Origin of the sequence: Duganella fentianensis, from assembly GCF_009857835.1 — a bacterium.
In the GTDB taxonomy this organism is placed as follows: Bacteria; Pseudomonadota; Gammaproteobacteria; order Burkholderiales; family Burkholderiaceae_D; genus Rugamonas; species Rugamonas fentianensis.
On sequence record NZ_WWCL01000003.1, the window covers coordinates 601416 to 625856 of the forward strand.

Genomic DNA, 24441 nt, shown 5'->3' on the forward strand with positions numbered 1-24441 from the left:
ATTGATGCAGGCCGAAGGTGCCGTCGCCTGGAGCGAAAATGAAATCGGAGCGCTGTGTGCCAAGGTCACGGGGCTCAAGGCCAGCATGGCGCGCGTGATCATCGGTCAGGAAAACGTGATCGATGCGCTCATCATCTGTCTGCTGGCTGGCGGCCACGCTCTGGTGGAAGGCGTGCCGGGGCTGGGCAAAACGCTGCTGGTGAAATCGCTGTCGCAGGCGACCGATATGGACTTCCATCGCGTGCAGTTCACGCCTGATCTGATGCCGTCCGATATCGTCGGCACCGAGATACTGGAAGAAGACCATGCAACGGGCAAGCGCGAGTTCCGCTTCCAGCAGGGCCCGGTGTTCACCCAGGTGCTGCTGGCCGACGAGATCAATCGCGCTCCGCCCAAGACCCAGTCGGCACTGCTGGAAGCCATGCAGGAGCGCAGCGTCACGTTTGCAGGCCGCACCCACCGTCTGCCCAAACCCTTCTTCGTGCTGGCGACCCAGAACCCCATCGAGCAGGCCGGTACTTATCCGCTGCCGGAAGCACAGCTGGATCGCTTCCTGCTGCGCATCGATGTGGGCTATCCGACCGAGGCGGAAGAAATCGCCATGGTGTCGGCCACCACTCATACCGGCCTGCGCGATGCTGAGCCGGTGATGGATGTAGCGACCCTGCTGCGCTTGCAGCAGCTGGTGCGCGATATCGAGATCGGTGACCATCTGCTGGCCTATGCTACCCGGCTGATCCGCGCTACCCGTCCTGCACTGAGTACCGTGCCGGCCGTGCAGAAGCATGTGGGCTGGGGTGCTGGCCCCCGTGCCGGACAGGCGCTGGTACTGGCTGCCAAGGCACGCGCGCTGATGCACCAGCGGCTGGCCGTTACGCGTGAAGACATCGCCGAGATGCTGCTGCCGGTGCTGGCCCACCGCGTGCTGCGCAACTTCGAAGCGGAAGCGGACGGCATCGCCATCGCCGAGATTCTGCAAGCCCTGCGCGAACATATCCGCCCCGATTAAGGCCACACGCTGACGATGATGCCCACCACCGCCACGATGGCGCAGACCCGTGATCTGGATCTGGTGATCCGGCACGTGCTGGCAGGACTCGGCCATGGCATCCATGCAGGCCGCGAGCGCGGCGCTGGCGTGGAGTTCTCCGAATACCGTGCCTATGCGCCCGGTGATGAATGGCGCCGCGTGGACTGGAAGCTGCTGGCCCGTGCCGACCGCTACTTCATCCGCGAAGCGGAGCGTGACAGCCACGTCGCAGTCTGGCTATGGCTGGATGCGACTGCGTCCATGGCGGAACCCAGCCGCGAGATCAACGGCATCGACAAGCTGTGGTTTGCCCGTACCGTGCTGGCCTGCGTGGCGGCGATAGCCCAGCGTCAGGGCGATGCTTTCGGTCTGGTGGTGTGCAGCGGCGACAAGGTGGACTTCACGCCGGCGGCGCGCGGTCCGCGCCAGCTGCAGCGCGTGCTGGCACAGCTGAACAAGGCGCAGCCGCTGGGTAGGCTGCCCGCCGGCGAGGTGCTGAAAGCCCATCTGCATTTTGCCCGCAGCCCTGCGGTGATGTTCGTTGCCAGCGATTTTCTGGACTGGCCTTCGCCGCTCAGCGAGGCGTTGCAGCGGCTGCGCCGCATGCACCACGATGTACGGCTGCTGACGCTGCGCACGCAGGCGGAAGTGGATGCCAGTTTCCGCGCTGGTGCTGCCTACCGTGATCCCGAACGTAGTGGCGGCCTGCATCGCCTGAGCGGTGCCGACCGTGCCAGCTACCGCGAACAGAGCCGCGCCCATTTCGATGCGGTGGCACAGGCCTGCCGTCAGAGTGACATCGTGCATAGCGTCGCGTGTATCGAACAGCCGGTGGTGGAAGTGCTGCGCGGCTGGCTGCGTGCGGCAGGCGCAAGAAGGGCCGCTAGCCGATGATCTTCAGTTCCTATCCCTACTGGTGGCTGGCTTTGCCGCTGCTGTTGCTACCGTGGTGGTGGCACCGCCAGAAGCGCCAGCGCCTGACGGCAGAACCGCTGGCGACCGCGCGCTTCCTACCCGCTGCCGAGCCCCGGCAATTGCGCATCTGGCAGTGGCGTGACCGTTTGCTGCTACTGGTACGCTGCCTGATATTGATAGCGCTGCTGGCATGGCTGGCTGCCACCATCGTGCCGTGGCGTGGTGATACCGTACTGCTGGATAATGGTGCGGACCCTGTATGGGCACAGCAGCAGATTGCTGCCGCCGGCATGGGCCACGCACAGCAACTGGCGCTGCCTGCCCAGCCTTTGCGCTGGCTGGCCGAGCATGAGCGGGAGTGGCGTGCCACGGCACGTCTGCTGATAGTCAGCCGCCATCAGCAACTGGCCATGCCCGCACGGCCGCCGCAGTTTGCCCATGCTGTGACGGTACGCACCATGGCTAGCGCAAATAATAGCGATCGACAGCCGGTGCAGCCTGTGCTGCCAGTGCAGGAAGTGGTGCTGGCAACCACACCGGAACGCATGGCGCTGTGGCGTGCCATGTTTGCCGCGTTTGCCAGTGTCGATGCGGATCAGGGCAGGGGCCAGGGCGGGCAGACCATACGCTTTGCCGATGCGCCGGGCCCTGCAACGAGTCTGATTATCTGGGACCGGCCGGATGCGGCACCAGCCCGGTGGGCGGCGCCACACTGGTGGCTGGGAAGCGCACGCGCGAGCAGCGAAAAAGCTGAAGGGCAGAGCGTGAGCTTGCATGGCCTGCATCTGCGATATACCGATACAGTGCAAGGCCGGCGCTGGACTTCGGAAGCTTTTCCGCCGCGCGATGCCGAAGTGGCCCACGCTCTATACGAGAGCTGGCAGCAGCTACAGCCTGCGGCGGCAGTGCCGTACGGACTGACTTCGCAGCAGTGGAACGCTACGGCCGTGCCTAGTGCCAGAGCCGCCGAAGCGGAACCAGCGCGCTGGCTGGCTTATTTGCTGCTGGCGCTATTTATGATCGAACGGGTACTGAGCCATGCGCGACGAAACTGAGTTGCTGCGCCTGCGCCTGCACCGCGCCATCTTCCTGCGCCGTTTGCCAGTATGGGGGGCGCTGCTGGTGCCGCTGCTGCTCGCCCTCTGGCTGCTACCTGCTGCGCGACTGTTTGTACTGGCAGGCTTGCTGCTGGCAGCGCTGTGGGTTGTGTTTGATGCGCAGCGCTGGCGCCAGCGCGTCCACGCGGAGTGGACCTCGTGGCTGAACGCAGCTGTTCCGGCGCTGGAGGACAGTGCGGATCTGCTGGCGATGGATGCCATTTCCGCCATCGGCCGTTTGCAGCAGCAGCGCTTGCTGGCGCGCCTGCATGCCGTGCTGGGTGTAGCGGATTATGCCGCCATTGCCCGTAGCCGCGTGCGCTGGCCAGTGCTGCCGCTACTGGCACTGGTGCTGTGGCTAATGATCGGCGGCGTAGTGCAGAGCCGCCAGTCCTCTGCCAGCATGCCATCGCTAGCGCAGCGCAGCGCCCGTGTGGCCGGCGGTGGCGAAGCCTATCTGCGCGTGGTGCCGCCTGCCTACACAGGCAGCAAACCGTTCGAAACAGTTGCGCGTGATGTGCAGATACCGCAGTACTCCGAGGTGTACTGGTGCCTCAAGGACGCAGGCAGCGTGCTGCCTGTGGTGGAGCTGGGTGACGGCAGCGTGCTGCAGCTGGGCGCCGAGTGTATTCGCCGGCGTGTCGATGAATCGCTGTTCTGGCGTTTGCGCCAGCCGGGCGCTACGCGTTACACCATACGCGTGATTCCCGATCAGGCGCCCGAGGTGACAATTGCGGAACCCACGGAACTGATACATGTGCTGGCCCGCGATGCGCGCAGCGTGCAGATCGCCGTCAGCGCGAAAGATGATTACGCGATCAGCCGCGCCAGCCTGCATATGACGCTGGCGCGTGGCAGCGGCGAGAATATCCGCTTCAGCGACCGCGAAGTGCCGCTGCCGCAGTCGGCCAACCCGAAAGAGCGCAGCTGGAAGAAGCAATGGAATCTGGGCGAACTGGGTATGGAGCCCGGCGACGAGCTGTATTTCTTTGTGCGGGCCAGCGACAATGCGCCCGACCATCCGCACACTACCCAGTCGCCGACTTACACGCTGCGCTTGCCCGCACCTGAAGCGGAGAGTCTGGAGGCGACCGCGCTGCCTAGTCTGGCCAAGCCGGAAACGCTGCGTAGCCAGCGTCAGATCATCATCGATACGGAGCAGCTGCTGGCTGATATGCAGGCCCAGACTTCCATGCCACCTGCCACGGTGCGCAGCCGTAGCGAGGCGATCGCTAGCGATCAGGCCAAGCTGCGGCTGCGCTATGGCCAGTTCCTCGGTGAGGAATCCAGCCTGTTCGGCGACGAGCACGAGAGCGAGCATGGCCACGAAGGTGGTACACCGGCAGCCGGCTTTGGCCGGGACAGTTCCATGCTCAAGGAGTTTGGCCACGCCCACGATCAGGAAGACAATGCCACCATATTCGATCCCAAGACCAAAGCAATCCTGAAGCGGGCATTGGCTGCCATGTGGGATGCGGAGAAGTCGCTGCGCGCGATCACGCCGAAGACGGCGCTAGTGCCGGAATACAAGGCGCTGGAAGCGATCAAGGAATTGCAGGCGGCCGAGCGGGTCTATCTGCACCGCACGGCATTCGTGCCGCCGGCGCTGAAAGAAGAGAAGCGCATGAGCGGCGATATAGTCGGTGTGCTTGGCTACAAGCGTGCGCAGGGTGCGGCCAGTGTGAGCGTGCCAGCCGAAGTGCGCGAGCTGGTACAGGCGCTGGCGCAGGATGGCGCCTTGCCTGCGCTATGGAGCAAGGCCGCACGTGAAGCGATTAGCCAGCGCATCACCGATCCGGAACAGAAGCTGGCGGCGCAGCGCGCCGTACAGGATGTACAGGATGGCTGCATGCCATGCCGTGGTGAACTGCGCGCGTGGCTGCGCGGCACGCTGAGCGAGGCGCCCGTGCTGCTGCAGTCGCGCAGCGTGAGCGATACCGCCTTCCGTCGCGCGTGGAATGGCAAGGAGCCCGTGCAATGAGTGGAGCCATGATGACTGCCGTCTTTTCGTCTATCCCGCCGGGCCAGTGGCTGGTGTCGCTGGCCGTTGTGCTGGCTGGTGTGGTGAGTGCTGCGCTGTATCTGCGCAAACATCAGCAGATCAACGCAGCGCTGGTGCTGCTGGCGGCACTGGCGCTGGCGCTGACATTGGCCGGATTGCGCCTGCCTGCCGGTGCGGCAGCGCCTATCGTGATCCAGAGCGATGCGCCAGCGGCCGTCACGGCTGCGCAACTACAGCGTCTGGCATCTGCCAGCGCCGTGGAGTTGCGTGGCGATGGCTTGCGCGATGCCGAGTGGCGCGATGTGCCAGCACGTCCGCTGCAATGGGCGCCCAAGGCGGCCGAGCTGCTCTGGCTGGATTTTCCGCGCACGCTGGCGTTGGGCCGGCAGTTCACGCTGAAGGTAAGGCGTGGCGAAGCGCAGGCCGGCTGGCGGCTGCAGCTGCTGGCGGAAAACCGTCAGGTGCTGGCCGATTCCGGTCCGGCCGCGAAGGCTAGTACGACTCAGAGTGTGCAGTGGCTGCCACCGGTGGCGGAAGCCATGGTGCTGCAGGCACGCATACTGGATGCGGCTGGCAAAGTGCAGGCGCAGGGACCGTTGCCGCTGCAGGTCAGGGTGGCGACACCCTTGCAGGTGCGCGGGCTGTTCGATGCACCGTCATTCGATGCGCGCAGCCTGAATCAGTTGCTGGTCGATGGTGGAGCACTGGTGGACTGGAATGTCACACTGGGCAAAGCCATCGCCCGTCAGGAAGCGGCACGCGAAGCTTTGACTGCGCCCAACCTGCTGTTTGCTGACGCGGCCTATATCGAACATCTGGCACCCGCCGCACGTAGTGCCTTGCTGGCGCAGGTGAGACAGGGCGTGCCGCTGGTGGTGCTGGGCGGGAATGCGGCCGACGCGGCATTGTGGCAGCGCGAATTTGGCCTGCATCTGCAAGCCCAGTCGGCCACCACGGAGCAGGAAGACATGCGCCAGTTTGCGCTGGCTGGCACGCAGCTGTCGCTGGCGCCTGCACCCTGGAATCCGGCCGGGCAGAGTGCCGGCTGGAGCGTGCTGGCACAGGATGACAGGAAGCAGCCGTGGTTGTGGCAGCGCGAACTGCAGCGCGGCCGCGTGATCTGGCTGGGGCTGACGGAATGGCACCGCTACGCCATCAGTGCGCCGCAGGCGCTGGCGGCGTGGTGGCAGGTGGCGCTGGATACGATAGCCTTGCCGAGCAAGGGCAAGCTGGCATGGCAGCTGGATGACCCTTTACCGCTGGCGGGCCTGCGCAGCGAACTGTGTGTGCAGGGCGCGCCAGCGGGCGCCATGCTGCAAGTGGAGGGTTTGCAGCAGCCCTTGCAGCGCCGCCGTGACAAGGCCGATGCGGCGTGCGCCGCAGTCTGGCCAGCGCAGACAGGCTGGTTGACCATGACGCTGGGCGGTACGCAGGAAGCGGAACGCCTGTATGTGTATGGCTCGAATGATTGGCCTGCGTGGCAGCGTGCATTGCGGCGCGATGCCACGGCACGCTATGCGGCGCGCCACACTCCGCAGGGAATGGCTCAGGGGCAGGCCATGGCCGCAGCGTCGCCAGCGACATCGGCGCAGCTAGCTGCGCCGGCTACGACTGCACTGCTGCCGCTAGCACCAGCTGGCCTGCTGTTCATCGCTTGCATGCTGGCGCTGTGGTGGCGCGAGCAGTTCAGTCCTGTTGCCACTGCTGCACGTAGGCCGGAGAAGGTATAAGGCAGCTCTCGTCCACTACCGGTGCCAGCGGTTTCAGCGCCAGCGGTAGTACACCGGCCCATGCGGGCTGCTGCATGTCTTCCTCGTCGTCGTCCGGGCCGCCGCTGCGGATCTTGCAGGCTGCTTCTTCGAGGCTGATGCGCAGGATGGTGGTGGCTGCATATTCCTTGTCCGAACCGGCGCGGATTTCTGCCTGACGCCCCGGTGCCAGATGCTCCATGAAATTTTCCAGCGCATGGTGGCGCTGTGCTTCATCGCTGACCACTTCGAAGCGGCCGTAGATCATGGCCGAGCGGTAGTTCATCGAGTGGTTGAAGGCGGAACGCGCCAGCACCAGCCCGTCGAGATGGGTAATCGTCACGCAGCATTCACTGTCCGTCAGGCGCTTGAGCATACGGCTGCCATTCGAGCCGTGGATGTACAGGTGGCTGTCTTCGCGCCAGCATGCCGTGGGAATGCAGTGTGCGCCCCTGTCATCGGCAAAAGCGACGTGGCACAGATAGGCTGCATCGACGATGGCGTGCAATGTAGCTGTGTCATAGGCGGCGTTGGTGGGGATGCGGCGGATGCGCGTGCGTTCGCTCGGTGCTGCGGCAGTTTCTGGTGTGGTCATAATCTCCATCCGGTTGAATTGAAGTGCCAATATAATGGAGTGATGGTTCCTTAAAAAGATCCAGAACTGTGTTATTTTTTGGAGCCACGATGGACTACTCCCTGCTTTTCAACGCCTACATCGGACAGCACGCGCAGCACGGCTGGTCGCGCCAGCGCCTGCTGCATGAATGCCTGCGCAGCGCGATCCGGCAGGGCACGCTGACCGCGGGAACGCTGCTCGCTCCGTCGCGCGCGCTGGCCGAGGAATTGCAGGTGGCACGCAATACTGTGCTGTATGCCTACGAGCAGCTGGCTAGTGAGGGCTATGTGCACAGCGACCGGCGCGGCACGGTGGTGGCCACGGTGCCGCTGCAGGCAGCCAGTGCGCAGGTGGTGCCGCCTGCCGCGCAGGCCGGGCTGGCGCAGCGGGTGCGCAATCTGCGTACGCCGCCTACGGCCGTGCATCTGGCGGGAGCTTTTGTGCCCGGTGTGCCGGCCCTCGATCATTTTCCGCTGGCGCTGTGGCGGCGCTTGCTGGAACGCGCCTGGCGCAGCCTGACGCCGGACCAGCTTAACTATGGCGATGCGGCCGGCGAGTGGCCGCTGCGGGTGGCGGTGGCCGAGTATCTGCGCGCGGCGCGCGGGGTGGTATGCGATGCGGCGCAGGTGTTCATCACCGATGGTACGCAGAGTAGCCTCGATATGTGTCTGCGTGCGCTGGCCGATGTGGGCGATACGATCTGGATAGAGCATCCCGGTTATGCCGGTGCGCTCGCTGCGGCCCGTGGCGCCAGCCTGAATGTGAGTGGCATCGAAGTGGACGAAGAGGGCATAGCACCGCAGCCGGATGACTGGCTGCTACGTCCGCCGCGGCTGATCTACACCACCCCGTCGCATCAGTACCCTTTGGGCAGCGTGCTGAGTCTGAGCCGCCGTATTGCGCTGATCGAAGCGGCGCGCCGTGCCGGTGCGCTGATTATCGAAGACGATTACGACAGCGAATTCCGTCACGATGGGGCACCGCTGTCGGCCATGCAGGGGCTGGCCGATGATGCACCCGTGGTGTATCTGGGCACCTTCAGCAAGACCATGTTTCCGGCGCTACGCATCGGCTTCGTGGTGGTACCGGCGGCGCTGGCACCGGCCTTTGCGCAGATGCGTGCGCAATCGTCGGCGCGAGGGCGGGTGGGGGAGCAGCTGGCGCTGGCGGAGTTCCTGCAAAGCGGGCAGTTTGCGCGCCATGTGCGGCGCATGCGGCGGCTGTACCGTCAGCGGCGCGATGCACTGGTGGCGGCGCTGGAACGCCGTCTGGGCCAGCATGTGACGCTGCATGGCGTGTCGGCCGGCATGCATCTGGTGCTGTGTTTCAGGGATCAGAGCTGGAGCGATGTGGCGATCAGCCAGCGCCTGCTGGAGCAGGGCATGGTGGCAGAACCATTGAGCGCCAAGGCGACGCAGGGAAGTCTGGCCCTGCAGGGACTGGTGCTCGGCTATGCACAGGTGCCAGCCGAGCAGATGGAAGCACTGGTGAAGCAACTGGCAGCAGCGCTGCCAGCTGTTCACGTAGCGACGGCGACTGCTTAGAAGGCCGTGTCAGCACGCACGTACATAGTGCGGCCGTTCACGCCGATCGGGCAGGTTTCCCAGCACTTGGTGAAGCCCAGTTTCGGGAATACACCACCGTTGGTCCAGTCGGACGGAGTCTGGTTGAACAGATTGTTCACGCCCACGCTGAAGAAGGTACGCTTGGTGTAGGCATAACGCACCGAAGCGTCGACCAGCCAGCGCGCATCCCATTTCTGCAGCGGGCTGAAGTTTTCAGCCTGTACTTCGCCGTAGTAGTTGGCGCGCGTGTTCAGGTTCCACTGGCCGGCCGTGTAGTCAGCCGCGACCACATGGTGCTTGCGTGGCTGGCCGTGTTCGATCAGGGTCACTTGCGACTGGTCGAACAGCTGGGCACCGGTCAGCACCGACGACGTGGAATGGCGCTTGGTGACTTCCGTTTTGTTGAAGCCCAGCTGGCCCGACAGCACCAGCGTGGAGGCGGCAAACTTGGACGTGTGTTCGGCCACGATGTCCAGACCACGGGTACGGGTATCGACCGCGTTGGTGAAGAACTGTGCCTGGCCTACGCCCAGCGGTTTGAGGATGTTGGCAATCGGGCCGCCGTTGGCTTCCGGTGCGATTTCGCTCGAGAACACGATGCGGTCCTTGATCTTGATCTCGTACAGGTCAGCCGTCAGCGACATATTGCTGGCCGGACGCAGCACCATGCCGATGCTGCCGTTGGTCGAGGTTTCTTCTTTCAGCGGAGCGATGCCGAAAGCCTTGGTGACAGCGCTGCCCTGACGTGCGGTCAGGGTTTCCGTCAGCACGCCGTTATTCAGGTTGGTCGAGACGGAGCTGTAGAACTCCTGCTGCACGCTCGGTGCACGGAAACCGGTGGACAGGCTGCCGCGCAGACCGAACTGCTTGGTCGGGTCGAAGCGGGCACTCAGCTTGCCGGTAACGGTGCTGCCGAAGTCCGAGTATCTTTCGTAGCGCACAGCGCCGCCCAGCGTCAGTTCGTTGACAGGCTTGTGTTCAGCGTCGAGGAACAGGGCGATGTTGTGGCGGCCCGAATCGACTGCCGTCGCCGGCGTGTAGCCCGGGAAGCCCTGGATGCCGGAAGCTGCGGTAGCGCCGCTAGGAGTCTTGATCACGATGGCCGGATTGTTGGTGCGGCCATACTGGTAGGACACCGGATCACCGGCGACGATCTGGTAGTTATCGGCGCGGTATTCGAAGCCGGTGGCCAGGAAGATGCTGGCGCCGCCCAGTTGCACCGGACCTTTGATGTCGGCGTTGAAGGTGGTCTGGTTGAATTTCAGCGTGCCCGTATCGGCTTCGCGTGGCGATTCGCCGTAGATGCTGCCATCGGCTTTTTTCTCGTACCAGTAGCTGACGTTCAGACTGTCCGACTCATGGAATGCCAGTTCGCTGGCGCCGTAGTTGATGCTGATGTCGGCCTTCCAGTCGTTGGCCAGATCGCGGCGGTAGCCGAAGGCAAACGAAGCATCCTTGATGGTGGTGTGGATGGCTGGCAGGTAGCCGTTAGGCGATACCGATGCCACCGTACGGTCGTCGCCGGCCGAACGGAAGAAACCGAAGGAATCGCTCTTGCGTTTGGAGACGCCGCCGAAGGCGTAGAAATCGCTGGCCTTGTCGATCGGCAGCGAGCCGTTCCACCACAGGTAGCCGTCCTTGGTGTTGCTGTCGCCGATGTGCTGGGTCACGCGTGGCGGGCTGACGCGCAGCGAATCGACGCCGGCGCGGTTGGTTTCGCCGCGTTTGCGCGCTTCTGCCGTCAGGTTGAGGAAGCCGCCATCTTGACCTAGCGCAAAGCCGGTATTCGCGCTGGCCGAGTACAGATCGCCATCGCCTTCCGAGGTGGTGCCGACGCTGCCGCTGACCTGGGTTTCATTGACCTGCGACTTCAGCACGATGTTGATCACGCCGGCGATCGCATCGGAGCCGTACTGGGCGGCCGCGCCGTCGCGCAGCACTTCGATGTGGTGGATGGCGCCCAGCGGAATGGCGTTGATGTCGGTACCGGCCGAACCGCGACCGATGGTCTGCTGCACATTGAGCAGGGCTTGCTGGTGACGGCGCTTGCCGTTCACCAGTACCAGCACCTGATCAGGGCCCAGCGAACGCAGAGTAGCCGGACGGATCGAATCGGTACCGTCGCTGATGAAGGTGCTGGAGAAGTTGAAGGATGGGTCCAGCGTCTGCAGCAGCTTGCCCAGCTCCAGCGGGCCGGCCGTCTGCATATCTTTCAGGCCGATCAGGCCCACCGGGGCGGCCGTATCGAGGGCCGTCTTGGCCACCGAGCGCGAGCCCAGTACCACGACGGTTTGTTCGGCCGGGGCATCATTGCCTTCGGCGCTGGCGTAGCCGGTCGACAGGGCCAGAACGGCGGCCGCCAGCAGCGTGCGTTGGAATTGCGGTGCTCTTTTCATCGTTATCTCTTTCTAGTTGGGACCTGCGGACGCGTAACTGGCGCAGGGCGGAGAAAAATACTAACGGTTGTTTTTGCACTGCCGCAATTGTGGATGCCCCAATTTGTTGCAGATTCTGCACATCTGGCAATTTTTCGTGATTTAAATTGGTGCGTGCCGTATTATGTTCGATGCATGCTCCATTTTCTGCGGAAAAATGGTGCAAATCCACCACAGATCGGCCTGTGCTGCACCGTCAAGGTGCCTGCTTAAATGTTGACCTAGTGTTGATCTAGCATCCAGCCTTTGAGCCCGTTCACCCACGATTTGGCGGGCAGGTTATAGGCTTTCTTGATGGCGCCGGCCCGTTCGTACAGCACGCTGAAATCGAGTACCGGCGCGCGCTTGAACGCAATCACGATGATGTTGGCGTCATGTACTTCCGGCAGCCAGACGACGGCATCGAACACCTGTTCCATGGCCTGCAGATTCTTGTCGTAGTTGGAGAAGTCGCCGAACACATTGGTGGTCATCATGCCATCTGCGCTCAGGCAGTCGTAGCAGGCCTGATAGAACTCCGGGCTATCGAGCACGGGGCCGCGCGCTTCTTCGTCGTACAGGTCGACCTGCAGGACATCCACCTTGCCATGGTTGGCGGTATCGAGCACGAAGTCCATGGCATTCATTTCCCTGACCTGCAGGCGCTCGTCATTGGGCGGCAGCGCGAACTGGGCTGCGCACATGGCGATCACGTTAGGGTTGAGTTCGATGGCGGTGACACGGGTATCGGGCAGGCGGCGGTAGCAGAATTTGGTCAGGGCGGCGCTGCCCAGACCCAGTTGCACCACCTGGCGCGGCTGCGGATTGAACAGCAGCCACATCATCATCATCTGGACGTATTCCAGTTCGATCTGGTCGGGCTTGGCGATGCGCATGGCACCTTGCACCCATGAGGTGCCCAGATGCAGGCTGCGTACGCCCTGAAATTCGGTGATGGTGGCTGGCGGATGGCCGGGAGCGTCGAAGCGGGTTTGGGCGGAGAGTTTCATGCCGGCAGTGTAGCAGCCGGCATGGCGCGGGATGAAAAAAAGACGCCGTAGCGTCTTTTGGCGGGATTAGCCTTTGCGGCGTCGTGCCACTACACCAAGCAGTGCCATACCGCCCAGCATCATGCCATAGGTGGCAGGCTCTGGAACGGCAGTGACATAGACGGTGCCACTGTAGCTAAAGATGCCTGGATCAGTGCCTTTGATCGTCAGCGTAAACGGGCTGTTCACTGGCAGGTCGATGTAGCTGGCTGACGAGTAGACGCCGTTGGAGTAGGTCAGATCGTAACTATTTAGCTTGACTGAGCTCAGCGTGAGCTGTTTGCCGTCCATTTGAAGGCTCTTGAACGAGCCGGTGCTGAGCCCGGAACTGGCGGAAAAAGTAAAGGTGAAAGTGTCGGTAAATTCGTCGCCGTCAATGTGACTGGCGCCGAAACTACCTGTGAAGTAGACTGGGCCGCCAATCATGCCAACGTTTTGCGATACATCCGTTGCTGACACTTGACCGCAAGCGGCTGCTAACAGGCCAGCTGCTAGTAAGGAAGTTATTTTCATGTGATCCCCGCGTAATGAGATAGTTGAAGAACTAAAATCCGTGACTGCTTAGTGACCTTACGCCGGAGCGAATTTCATGTCAATTCGCTATTTTTTTATGGAAATAACAAAACTAATAGTGATTAACTAAGTGCGTGGGGAGACGATTAAATATTTCGTTTAAATAATTTCCGCTTTGCAAATTGTCATAATTTATTTCGAACTAGCGCAAATGGGCTAGTTGTATGTACTAGACACTGGCAAAAATAAAGTCACGCTCAGGCCGCCGCCAGCGCGGTTGGCGAGCAGGATGCGTCCGCCGTGGGCTTCGGCGATCTCGCGCGCCAGCGCCAGACCCAGGCCGGTACCGCTGCGTTTGGTCGAATAGAATGGCACCAGTGCATTGGCCAGCACCGTTTCGCTCATGCCGGGGCCACGGTCGTGCACATCGATGCGCACGGCACCGGGCAGCGGCCGCACTTCCAGCGTGACGGCGTCGGCCGGCGAGCCAGACTCATGAGCGTTCTTGATCAGGTTGAGCAAAGCTTGCTGCAACTGGGCGGTATCGAAGCTGGCCGGCTCGGCCGGCGGCGTCCCTAGCAGCTGGAATTCCGCCAGCTCGCCTAGCTGGGCCAGAAACTCTTCCCAGTGGTGTGGCGTCGCGCGCGGTGCCGGCAGCTTGGCAAAGCGCGCATAGCCAAGAATGAAATTTTCCAGATGGCGCGTACGTTCCTCGATGGTGGCGAGGATTTGCGGCAGCCGCCCGGTCTGGCCGCGCCGCACCAGCTCGGCGCCCGAATGGGCCAGTGAAGTCAGCGGAGCCAGCGAGTTATTCAGTTCGTGGCTGATAACGCGGATGACCTTCTTCCAGGTCTGCACTTCCTGCCGGCGCAATTCCATGGTCAGCTGGCGCAGCAGCAGCAGTTCGTGCTGGCGCCCGTTCAGGTGGAAGCGCCGGCGCGCCAGATGGAATACCTCTTCGTTCTCGGCATCTGCCGCAGGATCGGCGCCACTGCTGGTGAATAGTCCGTCACCACCACGATCGAGTGCTTCGCGCAGTGCCGGCGTGGCTTGCGCGAGTATGGTGTCGAGCTTGTGGCCTTCCAGCTTGTGGCCCTGATACAGCAGCTGGCGCGCCGCGATATTGGCGTACACGATGGTGCCGCTATCGTTATGCAGCAGCATGGCGACGGGGGTGTTCTGCACCATGGTGTCGAGCAGCAGTTCGCGCTGCACCAGATCGAGCCGCTGCTGGCGCAGCACATCGCCCAGCGCATTGTGGGCCGCAACCAGATCGCTCAGTTCATCGTTCTGCGGCCAGTGCAGGCTGAAGGAAAAGTCGCCATCACGGTAGCTGGTGACAGTGCCACTCAGAGCGCGGAATAGCGACAGCATGGTTTCCAGCTGGGCGCGGATGGTGATGATGCCTATCGGGAGTACGCACAGCAGGCAGATGGCCAGTACCAGCAAGGGCTGGTCCGGCAGATAGTACAGCAGGGCCAGTGCGATCAGCATGCCCAGCGTGAGCAGGGTGGCGATCATGGCTGTCCAGCGCGTCAGCAGCGAGAGCCGCATGGGCGGACGGCGCAGAGCAGGGCGCGGCATCAGGGACGGGCGATACCCAGCCGCTCCATGCGGCGGTACAGCGCCTGACGTGACAGCCCCAGATCGGCCGCCGCCTGCGCCACTACGCCACCGGCGCGGCTCAGGGCCAGACCGATGGCATCGCGGTCCGGTTCGCGCACGGCGTCTTCGTTACCGGCCGCGGGCAAGCCCAGATCGGCCACTTTGATGGCATCGCCGCTGGCCAGCAGGGCGGCACGGGCCATTACGTTCTTCAGCTCGCGCACATTGCCGGGCCAGCTGTGCGCCAGCAGCGCCGCCTGCGCGGACGGATGCAGCGGACGTGCCGGGGTACCGAGGAAGTGGCGCGCCAGCGGCAGGATGTCGGCCGGACGGGCGGCCAGCGGCGGCAGCCTGAGTTCGATCACGTTGAGGCGATAGAACAGGTCTTCGCGGAAGCTGCCGGCCCGTATCATGGCGGGCAGGTCGGCATTGGTGGCGCTGATCACCCGTACTTTCACCTGCCGTTCGCGGTTGGAGCCTAGCCGTTCGAAACGTCCCGTCTCCAGCACCCGCAGCAGCTTCATCTGGCCAGCCAGCGGCAGATTGCCGATTTCATCGAGGAACAGAGTGCCGCCATCGGCCGCTTCGAACTTGCCTTCGCGGGCGCGCGAAGCACCCGTGTAAGCGCCGGCCTCGGCGCCGAACAGTTCCGCTTCGATCAGTTCGGACGGCAGGGCGCCGCAGTTGAGCACCACGAAGGGGCCGTTGCGGACGCTGGAATTGGCCTGAATGATGGCGGCGATGCCTTCCTTGCCCGTGCCATTCGGGCCGTTGATCAGTACCGGCACATCGGCCCGCGCCACCTGGCAGGCCAGATGGATCACCCGTTCCGTCGCCGGGTCCTGCCACACCATGCCGCGCAGATCGTATTCGCTTTCCAGCGCGTGGCGCTGGCGCTGCTCGCTTTGCAGGCGCTGCTGCAGGGCGCGTCTGGTGCGGCCCAGATCGATCAGGTTGTTGACGGTGGCAATCAGGCGGGGGTCATCCCAGGGCTTGGCCAGATAGTCGGCCGCACCGGCTTTGACCAGTTCTACCGCCGCATCGAGATGGGTCCATGCCGTCAGCAGGATCACCGGCAGATCGGGATAGCGTGCGCGGATGGCGCGGAACAGCGCCGTGCCTTCCTCGCCCGAGGTGGTGTCGGCACTGAAGTTCATATCCTGTATCACCAGATCGACCGGGTGACGTGCCAGCAGGGCCAGCCCTTCTTCCGGCGTGGCAGCGCGCAGCGCTTCGATCTCGTGCAGCGAGAACAGCACTTCCAGTGCGATGGCGACGGCAGCGTTGTCGTCTATGATTAAAACGTTAGGCATGTTGCAAGCATATCATTGTCGTGCTGCGTGCGGGGCACGCCCGCAGCACAGGGTTCTGCTACTGTGTCAGGTACTGCGGGTGGCGGTGGCCGGCGAAATGCTGGCAGCGCGCCAGGCCGGCCCGTACACGGCAGCCACGCCCAGCGCCCACAGCAGCGCAGCACCGGCCAGCAGATAGCCGGCGGGCAGGCGCGGCATTTCCAGCTGGCTGACCAGCAACTGGTTCAGCGCCAGGGCCAGCAGCACCCCGGCCACCACGCCGGCGCTGGTAATCAGCAGATTCTCCGTGATGAAGTAGCGCAGGATATCGCTGCGGCGTGCACCGAGCGCACGCCGCACGCCGATCTGCTTGCGGCGCTGGGTGACCCACAGGCTGGCCATGCCGACGATGCCGCTGGCCGTAATCAGTAGCAGCAGCACGCTGACGGTGACCAGCATCCATGCCAGCGCCTGATCGGCGCGATAACGGTCGCGCCGTAGTTCGCTGACGGCCTGCAGGCGGGTGATGACAGGCAGAACGGAAGATTTGCGCAGCGCCGCTTCGCTTTCCTGCATGACCCGTTCGCGCTGGCCCGGTTCCGTGCGCACCGTGTAGGTGGATGCATCATCGCCGGTCAGGCGGACGGGAAGCAGCATCGAGAATTCAGCGCCTTCGGTATTGGCGGCACCTGGTGTCTGCAAGCGCGCCACCACGCCTACTACGCGTAATTCCGAAGTGTTGGGGCCGACCCCGTAGTAAATCGTGTTGCCCAGATAGTTGCTGGCGTTGGGCCACAGTTTCTGTCCCAGCGAGCGGGTGATGATCACACTGTGGGGAAAGTCCTTACTGGTGTTGGTGTCGACTTCGGGCACTTCGCTGGGCTGGAAATCGCGTCCTTCGACCAGTTGCAGTCCCCAGGTGTAGATCAGCGAATCGGGCGAATAGTAGGTCGTGACCGCAGCACTCGAGGTGACCTGTTTGCGGTCCAGCGACACGCTGGTGTAGTTGCCCGAGCGCGACAGCGGCATCTGGGTGGTGTAGGCCACCGACTGCACGCCGGCCACGGCGCGCAGTGCTGCCGTCTCACGACGCTGTTCGTCGAGCTGGGCCTGATGGCTGCGCGGCTCGAGGTGGCGCACTTTGATCGAGAAGACATCGGCTTCGCTGGCGAGGCCGCTGGGGCGGCTGGCTACGGCCTGACGCACTTGCACGATGTGCAGGGCGTTGGCGAGGATGGCCAGACTGAGCGCAACCTGTATGGCCACCAGCAGCGGACCGGTCTTGTTGCGTAGCAGGGCAGACAGTATGGGGTGCAAGTTCATGATGCAGGGTTCCTTAAAGCGGAGGTATCACGGCGCTGTGTGCATTACTGGGACTTCAGTTGCAGAGCGGGCGTGGTCTGGCAGGCGCGCCAGGTCGGCAGCAGACCGGCCAGCACGGCCGACAGTACGGACAGGGCAAAGGTCAGTAGCAGCATCAGCCAGTCCATATGCGCCACCACCGTCAGTGCTTTCGACTGCATGGCGATCAGTGCCAGCGCGCCGAACGCCAGCAGCAGGCCGAGCAGGCCGCCGGCCATTCCGATCACGGTGGTCTCGATCAGGAATTGCTGGAAGATTTCGCGCCGCGAGGCGCCCAGCGCACGGCGTATGCCCACTTCGGCCGCGCGCACGGAGAACTTGGCCAGCAGCAGGCCAACGGTATTGACCAGACACAGAATCAGGAAGCCGAACGCCAGCCAGGCCGACAGCTTGCTATCGTTGCCGACCACTTTCATGTAATCGAGCCATTCGCGCACGTCATACAGCTTGTTGGGTGCCTGCCGCTGCAGGCGTCCCAGCTTGCGCTGTTCGGTGGCATAGCTGTTCAGATAGTCCTGCAGCGCGCCCCGTTCACGAGCACTGCGCAGCTCGAACCAGAACTGTATCCACGTGCATTCCGAATCGAGGTAGGCCTGATAGCCGGGGGCGATATCGCTGCTGCAGCTGGAATTGCCGTTGCGCTGCATTTCATGGCGCACGCTGGTGGCGAACGGCACATACAGCTCGTCTTCGTCGCTGAAGGCGCCATCGGGCGTGCCGATGATGCGGTGGAAACGTGGGACCACATTCCACTTATCGAGCACACCCACGACCTGATACTGCTGGCTGTTGATGCGCAGGCGCTGGCCGACCGGATCGCTATCGCCATACAGCTTCTCGGCCAGCTGGCGGCTCAGCACCACCACGTCGGCCGCTGCCTTGTCTTCGGCCGGACTCCAGCCGGCACCGTAGCGGAACGGCACGTCGAACATATTGAAGAAATCACTGGTGGGAGCCAGGCCACGTGCATTGAACAGGGGCAGTTCCTTGCGTGCCGGCTCCACCGCCACGCTGATGCCATACAGCGCCGTACTGCGTTCGGCCACCTTGTTGGCCAGCAGGTTGCTGGCGTCGCGGTAGCTGAGCTGGCGGTCGTTGGGTTCCTCCCCGGCCGTGTAGCCGGCCAGCGGCCCGTTGTCGATCACCGGCACCAGCAGACGGTCGCTCTTGTGCGGTATCGGGTCGCCCGACATCACGTGCAGGATGGTCAGGGTGGCGATGCTGGCGGCCACGCCCACGGCCAGCGTCAGCACCATCAGCGCGGTCAGGGCCGGATTGCGGCGCAGGCTGCGCAGGCCGAGCATGAAGTAGTACTGGAACATGCGGGGCTCCTTATGCCGTATGGGTGTGTGGCTGGACCAGGGTGGGTGCCTTGCGCACCAGATCGGCCACCTGGCCGTCGATGATGTGCACGTTGCGCTGCGAGCGCACCGCCAGCTCCGGATCGTGCGTCACCATCAGGATGGTGGTGCCCTGCGCATTGATCTCCTCCAGCAGCTCCATCACGCCGCGCGCCATCTGGGTATCCAGATTGCCGGTCGGTTCGTCGGCCAGCAGCAGCTTGGGCGAGCCGGCCAGGGCGCGGGCGATCGCCACGCGCTGCTGCTGGCCGCCCGACAGTTCGGCCGGATAGTGCTTCATGCGCGAACCCAGGCCCACCTTGGCCAGTGCATCCTCGATGCGCTCCTTGCGTTCGGCCGCGTTGAAGCCACGGTAGCGCAGCGGTACGTCGACGTTATCGAACAGCGACAGATCGGGGATCAGGTTAAAACCCTGGAAGATGAAACCCAGCTTCTCGTTGCGCAGGCGCGAGCGGGCATTGTCGTCCATGCCTTTGACGTTGATGCCGTCGAGGATGTATTCGCCGTCGGTGAATTCTTCCAGCAGACCGGCGATGTTGAGGAAGCTGGTCTTGCCGGAGCCGGAAGGGCCGGTCACGGTGACGAACTCGCCCTGCTGGACGTTGATCTCGAAGCCGCGCAGGGCATGGGTTTCGATCATGTGGGTGCGGTAGACTTTGCTCAGGTTTTTCATGCGCAGCATGGCGGGCCTCGTGAGGTTATGGATTGATCGAGACGCGCGCGGCGTTCTCGAAGGTTTCGGTACCGGCAATGACGACTTTGTCGCCCGCTTGCAGGCCGCTGAGAATTTCGACGTTGCTGATGCTGGTGGCGCCCAGCTTGACGGGGGTGCGGATGGCGACGCCGTCGCGTACTACATAGGCATAGCGGCCGCCTTCCGATTCAACGAAAGGACCGCGCGCCAGCATCAGCGTGTTGGCCCGTTCGTCGATCAGCAGGCGGGCGCTGACGCGCTGGTTCTGGCGCAGGCCGGCCGGCTGTTCCTTCTCGAAGCGCACCCGTGCCAGCACCTGATTCTTGACGACTTCAGGCGACAGCGCCGATAGCTTGCCGGTGGCACGGCCGGCGCCGAAATCCACTTCGGCATGCATGCCCAGGCCCAGATCGGCGACATAGGTTTCCGGCACTTCCAGTTCGACTTCGAGGCGCGACAGGTCGACCAGTGTCATCAGCGGCGCATGGACCGGTACCACGCTGCGGTTGGCCACTGACAGCGTGCCGATGAAGCCATCGACGGGCGCGCGCACGGTCAGCTCGTCGACGCGGCGCTGGGCATTGGCCAGTGACAGACGCTGGCGGTCCAGCTCATTGCGTTTGGTCTGCAGCGCCAGTGCCACGTTATCGCTTTCCAGTTCGGCCGCCTGTGCCGCGTGGCGGGCGCGGATTTCGGCCGAGTTCAGCGCATCCTTGGCTTTCTGGTATTCGATCTTGGCGATGATGCCTTCGTTGGACACGGCGTTGTAGCGCTCCAGTGTGCGCTGGGCCGACAGCCGTTCGATTTCCGCCGTATCGGCATCGCGCCGCGCCAGCAGCTTCTGCTGGCGTGCCAGAATCTGCTGGCGTGCCACTTCCGCTTCCAGTTGCAGATAGCTCGATTGTTCGCGCTTGAGCGCATCGCTGAGGTCGGGCGATTCCAGCAGGGCCAGCACGTCGCCCTTTTTCACCGTATCGCCGGCCGCCACCTTGAGCGTGACGGTGGCCGGTGCGGCCGCATACAGGGTGGGACTGACGGCGGCAACGATGCGGCCATTGACGGCGGCATCGCGCACCAGCGTGCCGCGCCCCACTTCGGCGATGCGCAGGCGCGCCATGCTGACGGAGTGGCTGCTACCGCGCCAGCTATGCAGCACGGCATAGGCGGCGCCCAGTAGCAGCACGGCGCCGGCAGCGATGAGCAGCAAACGGCGGCGGCGCTGGCCGGCCGGTGCGGTGAGTACGGTGTCCTGTTGTGAAGTATCGCGGATCATGGCAGCGTCTGAGTAAGAGTTGCAACTCTCCATGCAGAAACCGTGCCAAGTGCTAAGTGGCTGATTTTTATGAAAATTACTGCCGTCGTCCGTTGTCCGCGCACGTCCGGTCTGTCCGCCCGCGCGCATGTCGTCTGTGCGGCAGGGAAATATTTTTTCTGGCGTACTTGATATCTTGGCAAGTGCCGCAAATTGTCGGGCTAGCCATAGTCCAGGAAAACCGCATGCGTCTGCTCGAAAAACTGTCCCGTCTCTTATTGCCAGCGTCGCAGGCTGCTATCGATTATCCGTTTGCCGCCAGCGACGTGGCGCAGTACCGGCATAGTGCCCACCCCGAAGACAGTGTGCTGGATGAGCAAACGTGGAATGATCTGCTGCTGGCCAAATACAGCGGCTTGCTGACGCGCGGCACCAGCATCTTCGGTCAGCAGGAATTGCACCGGCGCCTGCATAGCGGGAACGGCGCGACAATGGACAGCATGGCGCGGGTACGTGCTCTGCTGGATGACCCGGCACAGGAGTCGCTGCTGCTGCAGGCCTGCACAGGGCTGCGTCAGGCTGATTGCGAAGTCAGTGCCACGCTTTGGCAGAACGCGATGCGGGATGCGCCGCGCTGGAGCCGTTTGCTGCCGGGTCTGCCGCTGGGGCTGCTCGCCACGGTGGTGCTGGCGCTGGCGAGCGCATGGCCTGCCGTCTGGCTGCTGGTGCTGGGCTTCTGGCTGGCGCTGCTGGCTGTGCAGATGCGCTACCACGAGCCCATGCAAAGCTGGACCCGCCAGCGCGCAGCACTGCAGCAGCTGTTGCGCAGTCATACCCTGCTGGGCGGGCTGGATCAGCCGCTGGCCCGCGACTGGCAGACTGATGCCGCCGAAGCTGCCCGGCTCAACCGCCTGCTGGCCCCATCGCCGCTGGCCAGCCTGCCCGGGGTGGCCGAGTATCAGGACTGGCTATGGCTGGCGAATGTGCGCCACTATTTTGCCAGCCGTGCAGTGGTGAAAGCGCATCTGCCGTGGCTGCGTGACTGTTTTGCGCGCATGGCCGCGCTGGAAGCGGATCTGGCGCTGGTGTGCCATTTGCGCCGGCAGCCACGCTATTGCTGGGCAGAGCAGGGCGACGGGGTAGCGCTGGTGCAGGTGGCCCATCCCCTGCTGGAGCAGCCGCAAACGCTGGATGTGCAGCTGGCGCACAAGGGCGCTTTCATTTCGGGCCAGAATGGCATCGGCAAGAGCACCTTGCTGCGGACGGTGGGGCTGAATCTGCTGACGGCGCGTGCCTTCGGCTTCTGTTATGCGGCGCAGGCCAGTGTGGTGCGGCTGCCGGTCTACGCCAGCATGCAGAGCGAGGATGCGCTGGATCAGGGGGAAAGCCTGTATCTGGCCGAACTGCGCCGCGCGCGCGAATTGCTGGCGCGGGCCGAGCAGGGCCGTGCCGTATTCATCATCGACGAGATTTTCCGCGGCACCAACCATCTGGAGTCGATTTCGGCCGCAGCGGCGGTGCTGCAGCGTCTGGCCGCGCAGGCGCTGGTGATCGTCTCCTCGCACAATCTGGTGCTGGCGCCCTTGCTACAGCGTGAGCTGGAGCCGTGGTGCGTGCGGCGCCATCAGCAGCAGCTGCGGCTGATGCCGGGCGTGCTGGCGGAGACCAATGGCATTGCCCTGCTGGATGCGCAGGGCTTTGATGGCGCGATAGCGCGGCGCGCGCGCCAGGTGTACGACTGGCTCAGCGCCTATATGGCGCATCCCGGCGAGCAGGAATTACTTCTCCTGCTTTAGCGGCCTGCCCTTGTCGATGACTTCGCGGCAATCGCCACGGAAGCTGGCGTTGTCGTAATTGCTCCAGCCGTAGCTGTCGACGTAGCGCTTGTGCGCCTTCAGTTGCGGACTGAGGAAGCTCCATTCCAGCTTCTCGTCGGGATAGGCAATGTCGGCCAGATCGAGCAGGGTGTGGAACACGTTTTCCGTGGCCAGCTTGTTCTTGCGGTGGGCGATCAGTTGCGCCACCTTGTCCGGATAGTCGCTGCGGTACTGGTCGGAATACCAAAGCATGGCCGGCACATGGAATTCGTACTGGGTGTTGTGGCCATGGAAGGCCAGATTGCAGCGGTCATCGTACAGCGTCTGGCCATGGTCGGCCACGTACAGCATGGCACTGCGGCGCGGACCGCCTTTGAGCTGGCCTATCACCTGCGACAGGAACCAGTCGGTGTAGAGGATGGAGTTGTCGTAGCTGTTGTTCAGCCGGGTCTTGATCTTCAGATCCGTGTAGACGGGATTATCCACCCCATACAGCGAGGGTTGCCAGCGGTCGTACTGCTGCGGATAGCGCTGACTGTAGTTCCAGTGATTGCCCAGCGTGTGCAGCACGATGAGTTTTTTCGGCGACGGATCGGCCATGGCGTGCTGCAGCGGTTCCAGCAGCACCTGATCGTAGTTCGAATGCTTGGTGTAGCCGCCCAGATTCATGAACTGCACCACGTCGGCCTCTTTGGCGAACACCGAGACGGGGGTGTCGAATTTGCCGAAAGCGATCTGGTTGGATAACCACCAGGTCTTGAAGCCGGCTTCGCGGTAGGCCGTGATGAAGGATTTTTCCGAGAAGCCTTCGCGCAGGCTTTGCGTGGCCGGCTTACGGGAAATCATGATAGGCACGGACAGGCGGGTGGCGGAGACGGAAGTGATCACATCGGCCAGCGTAACGAGGTTGGGCTCTTTGCCCAGCAGCGGGGTGGTGTCGCGCTGATAGCCGTTGATGCCCCAGCGGTCGTAGCGCGAGGATTCGCCTATCACCATGATGACGACCTCCGGCGTGTTATCGCTCTGGCGCTGGCGGGCGCCGAAACGGAAGTTGCGGCTGCGCTGGCCCAGATCGGCCAGATAGCTGCGTTCCTTGTAGAAGTCCACGCCGCGCACGCTCAGGCCGAACGGCCACGAGGCCGCCAGATGGGACAGATTGAAGGGCGAGCCTAGCCACCAGGGCAGGGCGGCAAGGTGCAATCGGGTATGGTGGGCGCCGGCGACGGCGCTGCCGGCGGCTTCTTCGTCCTCGTCCTCGTCTTCCTCATCCTCCGCGTCGCTGGCGCTGTCGGCGCTGACGGAGGCCGAAGCCGAAGCCGAACCGGAGGCGGCGGCAGAAGCGCTGGCAGCCAGCGGCCGATAGGCGCCGGCCGGGGGGGCACTACGCGGCACGGGCTTGCCTTTGACGCCGAATTCCCAGCCGTACCACTGCCAGCCCGCCAGCAGGGCCAGCAAGGCCAGTGCGATCCAGCGGCTCAGGCCGCGCCAAGCCAGTTGCTGGCAGCGCTGTGCTGCCAGCTGCACGGCCAGCCACCAGCCCAGCACGGCCAGCATCAGGCCGCCCATCAGCCAGACTTTATTGCCCAGAAACTCCATCGCTTCCTTAGGGCTGGTTTCGGCGATGATGCCCAGATGGTGGGTGGAGATGCCCTGGCCATAATATTTGAATAGATACACTTCCGTCGGCAGGGCCAGAAAGGCGGGCAGCAGCAGCCAGTGGAACCATGCAGGACGTTGCAATATTGCCCAGACGGCAAGCCAGAGCAGGCCGGCCACGGCCATGGTCTGGGGCAGTTCGGTGGCGCTGCCGCCTAGTACCAGTGGTAGCAGGGGTACCAGCGTCAGCAGGGCGTAGCTGAACAGGACGAACAGGGGAGCAGGGCGCAGCAGGGAGCGTGGGGCGGAAAGCAGTATCATGGCCGGTATTATCCGGTGTTTGGCCACCTTCTTGCTAGTCTGGCCACGGCCTGCCAGCCCGCATTCTGCCGCGAAATTGATTGACTGCGCCACCGGTCAGGTCTATACTCGCGAGTTCTCAATTTAGTCTGCGCATCGTATACGCTATTTTTGGCTGCTCTTCGTGAGTGGCTTTTGGCGCCTGCGCTGTGG

The 24441-nt window shown here is 63.5% G+C and carries 18 protein-coding genes; 7 read left to right on the forward strand and 11 right to left on the reverse strand.

Annotated elements, in window-relative coordinates; all coding sequences use genetic code 11:
- Window positions 1-4: 4 nt before the first annotated feature.
- From GTP23_RS15765 to GTP23_RS15785, 5 genes are read left to right on the forward strand one after another with little or no spacing between them, the layout of a single operon-like run.
- Window positions 5-1009 (forward strand): AAA family ATPase, encoded by a 1005-nt coding sequence (locus GTP23_RS15765; RefSeq protein WP_161036238.1) that lies wholly within the window; start codon window positions 5-7, stop codon window positions 1007-1009.
- Between the two features lie 15 nt (window positions 1010-1024).
- Window positions 1025-1924, forward strand: a complete 900-nt coding sequence (locus tag GTP23_RS15770) for a DUF58 domain-containing protein (RefSeq protein WP_229256119.1) — start codon at window positions 1025-1027, stop codon at window positions 1922-1924.
- Window positions 1921-3000 carry a BatA domain-containing protein gene (locus tag GTP23_RS15775; RefSeq protein ID WP_202412217.1) on the forward strand — a complete coding sequence of 360 codons (1080 nt, stop codon included), beginning with the start codon at window positions 1921-1923 and terminating at the stop codon, window positions 2998-3000. Before GTP23_RS15770 ends, GTP23_RS15775 begins: the two co-directional genes overlap by 4 nt.
- Window positions 2984-5023 carry a DUF4175 family protein gene (locus GTP23_RS15780; RefSeq protein ID WP_161036015.1) on the forward strand — a complete coding sequence of 680 codons (2040 nt, stop codon included), beginning with the start codon at window positions 2984-2986 and terminating at the stop codon, window positions 5021-5023. Before GTP23_RS15775 ends, GTP23_RS15780 begins: the two co-directional genes overlap by 17 nt.
- A gap of 8 nt (window positions 5024-5031) precedes the next feature.
- Complete coding sequence (locus GTP23_RS15785) at window positions 5032-6774, forward strand: hypothetical protein (RefSeq protein WP_161036016.1); 1743 nt, start codon at window positions 5032-5034, stop codon at window positions 6772-6774.
- On the opposite strand, the gene GTP23_RS15790 is transcribed toward GTP23_RS15785, so the two are convergent.
- On the reverse strand, window positions 6731-7387 hold the full coding sequence (locus tag GTP23_RS15790) for a pyridoxamine 5'-phosphate oxidase family protein (RefSeq protein ID WP_161036017.1): 657 nt from the start codon (window positions 7385-7387) through the stop codon (window positions 6731-6733). The two genes, GTP23_RS15785 and GTP23_RS15790, sit on opposite strands and share 44 nt — an antisense overlap.
- An 89-nt stretch (window positions 7388-7476) precedes the next feature.
- Between GTP23_RS15790 and pdxR the strand changes: the two genes are divergently transcribed.
- Window positions 7477-8952, forward strand: coding sequence for a MocR-like pyridoxine biosynthesis transcription factor PdxR (gene pdxR, locus GTP23_RS15795; RefSeq protein WP_161036018.1), 1476 nt, complete (start codon window positions 7477-7479; stop codon window positions 8950-8952).
- Here pdxR and GTP23_RS15800 read toward each other — a convergent pair.
- The 9 genes from GTP23_RS15800 to GTP23_RS15840 all read right to left on the reverse strand — a co-directional run bounded on the left by GTP23_RS15800 (window position 8949) and on the right by GTP23_RS15840 (window position 20536).
- Window positions 8949-11369 (reverse strand): TonB-dependent receptor plug domain-containing protein, encoded by a 2421-nt coding sequence (locus GTP23_RS15800; RefSeq protein WP_161036019.1) that lies wholly within the window; start codon window positions 11367-11369, stop codon window positions 8949-8951. The two genes, pdxR and GTP23_RS15800, sit on opposite strands and share 4 nt — an antisense overlap.
- A gap of 260 nt (window positions 11370-11629) precedes the next feature.
- Window positions 11630-12397 carry a spermine/spermidine synthase domain-containing protein gene (locus GTP23_RS15805; protein ID WP_161036020.1) on the reverse strand — a complete coding sequence of 256 codons (768 nt, stop codon included), beginning with the start codon at window positions 12395-12397 and terminating at the stop codon, window positions 11630-11632.
- Window positions 12398-12463: 66 nt separating this feature from the next.
- Window positions 12464-12949, reverse strand: coding sequence for an FxDxF family PEP-CTERM protein (locus tag GTP23_RS15810; protein WP_161036021.1), 486 nt, complete (start codon window positions 12947-12949; stop codon window positions 12464-12466).
- A gap of 216 nt (window positions 12950-13165) precedes the next feature.
- On the reverse strand, window positions 13166-14533 hold the full coding sequence (locus tag GTP23_RS15815; RefSeq protein ID WP_202412218.1) for a sensor histidine kinase: 1368 nt from the start codon (window positions 14531-14533) through the stop codon (window positions 13166-13168).
- Window positions 14533-15867 carry a sigma-54-dependent transcriptional regulator gene (locus GTP23_RS15820; RefSeq protein WP_161036022.1) on the reverse strand — a complete coding sequence of 445 codons (1335 nt, stop codon included), beginning with the start codon at window positions 15865-15867 and terminating at the stop codon, window positions 14533-14535. The genes GTP23_RS15815 and GTP23_RS15820 overlap by 1 nt, the downstream gene beginning before the upstream one ends.
- Before the next feature lie 66 nt (window positions 15868-15933).
- Window positions 15934-17169 (reverse strand): ABC transporter permease, encoded by a 1236-nt coding sequence (locus GTP23_RS15825; protein WP_161036023.1) that lies wholly within the window; start codon window positions 17167-17169, stop codon window positions 15934-15936.
- A gap of 44 nt (window positions 17170-17213) precedes the next feature.
- Window positions 17214-18530, reverse strand: coding sequence for an ABC transporter permease (locus GTP23_RS15830; RefSeq protein WP_161036024.1), 1317 nt, complete (start codon window positions 18528-18530; stop codon window positions 17214-17216).
- A 10-nt stretch (window positions 18531-18540) separates the two neighbouring features.
- Window positions 18541-19251: an ABC transporter ATP-binding protein gene (locus tag GTP23_RS15835; RefSeq protein ID WP_155436658.1), complete on the reverse strand. Its 711-nt coding sequence runs from the start codon at window positions 19249-19251 to the stop codon at window positions 18541-18543.
- Between the two features lie 16 nt (window positions 19252-19267).
- Entirely contained in the window at window positions 19268-20536 is a 1269-nt protein-coding gene (locus GTP23_RS15840; RefSeq protein WP_161036025.1) for an efflux RND transporter periplasmic adaptor subunit, read from the reverse strand.
- 224 nt (window positions 20537-20760) lie between these two features.
- On the opposite strand from GTP23_RS15840, the gene GTP23_RS15845 reads away from it, so the two are divergent.
- Window positions 20761-22311, forward strand: coding sequence for a MutS-related protein (locus GTP23_RS15845; protein ID WP_161036026.1), 1551 nt, complete (start codon window positions 20761-20763; stop codon window positions 22309-22311).
- On the opposite strand, the gene GTP23_RS15850 is transcribed toward GTP23_RS15845, so the two are convergent.
- On the reverse strand, window positions 22294-24249 hold the full coding sequence (locus tag GTP23_RS15850) for a phosphoethanolamine transferase (RefSeq protein WP_161036027.1): 1956 nt from the start codon (window positions 24247-24249) through the stop codon (window positions 22294-22296). The two genes, GTP23_RS15845 and GTP23_RS15850, sit on opposite strands and share 18 nt — an antisense overlap.
- Between the last annotated feature and the right edge of the window lie 192 nt (window positions 24250-24441).